The following is a 3,936-nucleotide window of genomic DNA, read 5'->3' as shown; positions in this document are numbered from 1 at the left end:
CGGCCCTGGCTCAAGGTGATCGTCCAGTGTCAGGCGACGGGATGACCACCCAGCTCAGTTGGGGGTGGTGCACCTTGCTGCGCGCTTTTGCAGGTAGCGCTGCTCGGGGAGGCTCGTCGTCCGCTTCGCCGCCAGTTGGTATTCCCTGCGGGCCTCCGATGTCTCGCCTGCCCGTTCCAGCAGGTGGGCGCGGACGGCGTGCAGGCGGTGGTGCTTGGCCAGGCGCGGATCCTCAGTGAGCGAGTCCAGGAGCTCCAAGCCGGCTCGGGGGCCGGACGTCATCGCCACGGCCACCGCTTTGTTCAGGGTCACCATGGGGTTCGGGGCGACCCGCTCCAGCAGGCCGTACAGGGCCACCACCTGGGGCCAGTCCGTCTCCTCGTCGCTGGCGGCTTCGTCGTGCACCGCGGCGATCGCGGCCTGCAGTTGGTACGCGCCGAGCCGGGTGGTCTTCGCCAAGGCCTCGCTGATCAGGGCGACCCCCTCTTCGATCAGGGCCCGGTCCCAGCGGGTGCGGTCCTGTTCGGACAGCGGGACCAGCTCACCGTCGACGCTCCTCGCGAACCGCCGGGCGTGGGTGAGCAGCATCAGCGCCAGCAGGCCCGCGACCTCCCAATCCGACGGCAACAAGCGCCGCACCAGGCGGGTCAGCCGGATCGCCTCCGCGGCCAGGTCGTCGCGCTGCAGGTCGGGGCCCGCGGTCGCCGTGTAGCCCTCGTTGAACATCAGGTACAGCACGTGCAGGACCGCGTTCAGCCGCTCGCCCCGCTCTTCCTCGGGCGGCAGGCTGAACCGGGTGCCCTTCACCTTCTGCTTCGCCCGGCTGATCCGCTGGGCCATCGTCGCCTCGGGGACGAAGAACGCCTTCGCGATCTCGGCCGTCGTGAGGCCGCCGACGGCGCGCAGGGTCAGCGCGGTCTGCGACGGCACCGACAGCGACGGGTGGCAGCACAGGAACAGCAGGGTGAGGGTGTCGTCCGCGTCGCCGGGGCTGCGTTCGTCCGCGCCCGGCGCCACCCGCTGCGTCGCCGGGGTGGCGAGCAGGTCCTCGTCCTCCCGGCGGCGCCGTGCGCTGTCGCTGCGCATCCAGTCGGTCAGGCGCCGCGTCGCGACCGTCAGCAGCCACCCGCGCGGGTTGTCCGGCACGCCGGTCTCGCCCCACTGGGTGGCGGCCGCGAGCAGCGCCTCCTGCACCGCGTCCTCACACGTGTCGAGCCCGCCGTAGCGGCGCATGAGGATCGCCAGCACCTGCGGCGCCAGGTCGCGCAGCAGGTCGTCGGTCATCCCTCGCCGCCGTGCAGCACGGGCCACACCTCGACCTGCCGGAACGCGGCGAACGGGTTGTCCGCCGCGATCTCCAGTGCCCGCTCCTCGCTGTCCACCTCGAGCATCGCCACGCTGGCCAGGTACTCCTTGGTCTCCAGGTACGGCCCGTCGGTGACCGTCGTCTGCCCGTCGCGGACCCGGACGACCTTCGGGTCCGCGATGCCGTACGCGCCGAGCAGCTCGCCGGACGCGAAGTACTTCTCGTTGAACGCGTCCTGCGCGGCGACGGCCGCCTGCCACTCGTCCGGCGTCACCGAGTCCCACAGCTCCTGGTTGCCGTACAGAATCACCATGTACTTCATGGGGGTCATCCTCCCTGGTCGAGCCTCTGTCGGAAGGAGGTCCGGAGCGGATCACGTTTTCTCGACATGGCGCGCGGAGAATTTTTCCGGCCTAGAGTCAGCGGTGTGGACCTGCCCGTGATGCCGCCGGTCAAGCCGATGCTGGCGAAGGCCGTGCACGAGATGCCCCGCGAACCCGGGCTGCACTACGAGCCGAAGTGGGACGGGTTCCGCTGCGTCGTGTTCCGCGACGGTGACGAGGTCGAGCTGGGCTCCCGCAACGACCGGCCCCTGACCAGGTACTTCCCCGAGCTGGTCGACCTGCTGAAGGCCGCGCTGCCGGAGCGGTGCGTGGTCGACGGGGAGATCGTCATCGTCACCAGCGGCGGTCTCGACTTCGACAGCCTCCAGCTCCGGCTGCACCCCGCCGCGTCCCGGGTGCGGAAGCTGGCCGTGGAGACACCGGCCAGCTTTGTCGCGTTCGACGTGCTCGCCCTCGACCACGCCGACCTGACCGGTGAACCGTTCCAGCGGCGCAGGCACGTCCTCGAAGGGGTGCTCGACGACTCACTCGCCCGGGTGCACCTGACGCCGATGACGCAGGACCCGGACGTCGCGCAGGACTGGTTCACCCGGTTCGAGGGCGCCGGGTTCGACGGGGTCATGGCGAAGCCGGGGGACCTGCCGTACGAGCAGGACAAGCGGGTGATGTGGAAGGTCAAGCACGAGCGCACCGCGGACTGCGTGGTCGCCGGGTTCCGCTGGCACAAGGACGGCAACGGGATCGGATCGCTGCTGCTCGGCCTGTACGACGCGGACGGGCGGCTGCAGCACATGGGCGTGGCGAGCAGTTTCACCGCGGCGCGACGGCGGGAGCTGGTCGACGAGCTGGCGCCGCTGCGGGAGGGCGCGATGGAGCAGCACCCGTGGCGCGAGTGGGCGTCGTTCGAGCCCGACGGCAGGCGGGTGCCGGGCGCGCAGAGCCGGTGGAACGCGGGCAAGGACCTGTCGTGGGAGCCGGTGCGGATCGAACTGGTCGCCGAGGTCCGCTACGACCACCTGCAGGCGGGCCGCTTCCGCCACGCGACGCGCCTCGTGCGGTTCCGGCCCGATCGGACCCCGGACTCGTGTCGTTACGACCAGCTGGAAGAGGTGCCGCCGGCGGAGCTGACCGCCCTGTTCAGCGAGGTGAGAGCGTGAGCGCTGTACCGATTGAAGGCACCGAGGTCAGCATCTCGTCGCCGGACAAGGTGTACTTCACCGAGCGCGGCGAGACGAAGCTCGACCTGGTCCGGTACTACCAGGCGGTCGAGGGCCCGTTGATGAACACGCTGCGGGACCGGCCGTTGCTGCTGGAGCGCTATCCCGACGGCGCGAGCGGCAAGTCGTGGTTCCAGAAGCGTGTCCCGAAGTCGACGCCGTCCTGGGTGCGGACCACCGTGGTGTCCACCCCGAACGGAACGACCTCGGACGCCCTCGTGGCGGCCGACCTGGGGCACATCCTGTGGGCGGTGAACCTGGGCTGCATCGGTTTCCACGTCTGGCCGTACCGCGCCTCGGCGCCCGAGTTCGCCGACGAGCTGCGAATCGATCTGGACCCGTCGCCCGGGGTGACGTTCGAGCAGGTCCGCGAGGCGGCGGTGCTGACGAAGGACCTGCTGGACTCCCTGGGCATCGCGGCCTACATCAAGACAACAGGCTCCCGTGGCCTGCACGTCTACGTGGCGCTGGAACCACGGTGGGACTCCTACGCGGTGCGCGCTGCCGCGGTCGCCTTGGCGCGGGAGCTGGAGCGCAGGCACCCGGACCTCATCACGGCGCAGTGGTGGAAGGAAGAACGGGGCGCGAGGGTCTTCGTGGACTTCAACCAGAATGCCCCACACAAGACGGTGTTCGGCGCGTGGTGCGTCCGCCCACGGCCAGGCGGGCAGGTCTCGACGCCCATTTCGTGGGACGATCTGTCCACAGTGGAACCCGGGGAGTTGACCCTGTCGACGGTGCCGGACCTGGTCGCTCGGCGAGGTGACCCATGGGCGCAGATGCGGGAGCGGCCGCAGACGATCGAGCCGCTGCTGGAGATGTCGGAGCGGGACATGGCAGCGGGAATGATGGATGCGCCGTGGCCGCCCGTGTACCCGAAGCAGCCGAACGAGCCACCGCGAGTGGCACCGAGTCGGGCAAAGAAGAGCTAGCGCCACGAGCAACAAACCGCCGCCCGGCAACGAAACGCCACCGAGCACCCAAACCAACCTCGAAACCGCCACCCGGCAACGCAAAGCAGGCGACTACCCCAACCAGACCTCCCCCGCCCCCGATCCACAGCCGATCT

At 70.1% G+C, this 3,936-nt stretch carries 4 protein-coding genes; 2 read left to right on the top strand and 2 right to left on the bottom strand.

All coding sequences use genetic code 11. The features are described 5' to 3' along the window. Window positions 1–54 precede the first annotated feature (54 nt). A complete protein-coding gene (locus L2C96_RS43960; RefSeq protein WP_237340304.1) occupies window positions 55–1,284 on the bottom strand; it encodes an RNA polymerase sigma factor in 1,230 nt (409 codons plus the stop codon). Continuing rightward, window positions 1,281–1,628, bottom strand: coding sequence for a YciI family protein (locus tag L2C96_RS43955; protein ID WP_237340303.1), 348 nt, complete (start codon window positions 1,626–1,628; stop codon window positions 1,281–1,283). The genes L2C96_RS43960 and L2C96_RS43955 overlap by 4 nt, the downstream gene beginning before the upstream one ends. Window positions 1,629–1,733: 105 nt before the next feature. On the opposite strand from L2C96_RS43955, the gene L2C96_RS43950 reads away from it, so the two are divergent. Together L2C96_RS43950 and ligD are read left to right on the top strand one after the other, a co-directional pair. After that, the gene (locus L2C96_RS43950; RefSeq protein ID WP_237340302.1) at window positions 1,734–2,807 is read left to right on the top strand and encodes an ATP-dependent DNA ligase; all 1,074 of its coding nucleotides are present in this window, start codon (window positions 1,734–1,736) and stop codon (window positions 2,805–2,807) included. Continuing rightward, a complete protein-coding gene (ligD, locus tag L2C96_RS43945) occupies window positions 2,804–3,799 on the top strand; it encodes a non-homologous end-joining DNA ligase (protein WP_237340301.1) in 996 nt (331 codons plus the stop codon). The genes L2C96_RS43950 and ligD overlap by 4 nt, the downstream gene beginning before the upstream one ends. The last annotated feature ends 137 nt before the right edge of the window (window positions 3,800–3,936 follow it).

The sequence above is a fragment of the Amycolatopsis tucumanensis genome (assembly GCF_021654135.1).
GTDB lineage: Bacteria > Actinomycetota > Actinomycetes > Mycobacteriales > Pseudonocardiaceae > Amycolatopsis_E > Amycolatopsis_E tucumanensis.
Note: the sequence above shows the minus strand (reverse complement) of the source record. Positions and strands in the feature narration are given on the sequence as shown.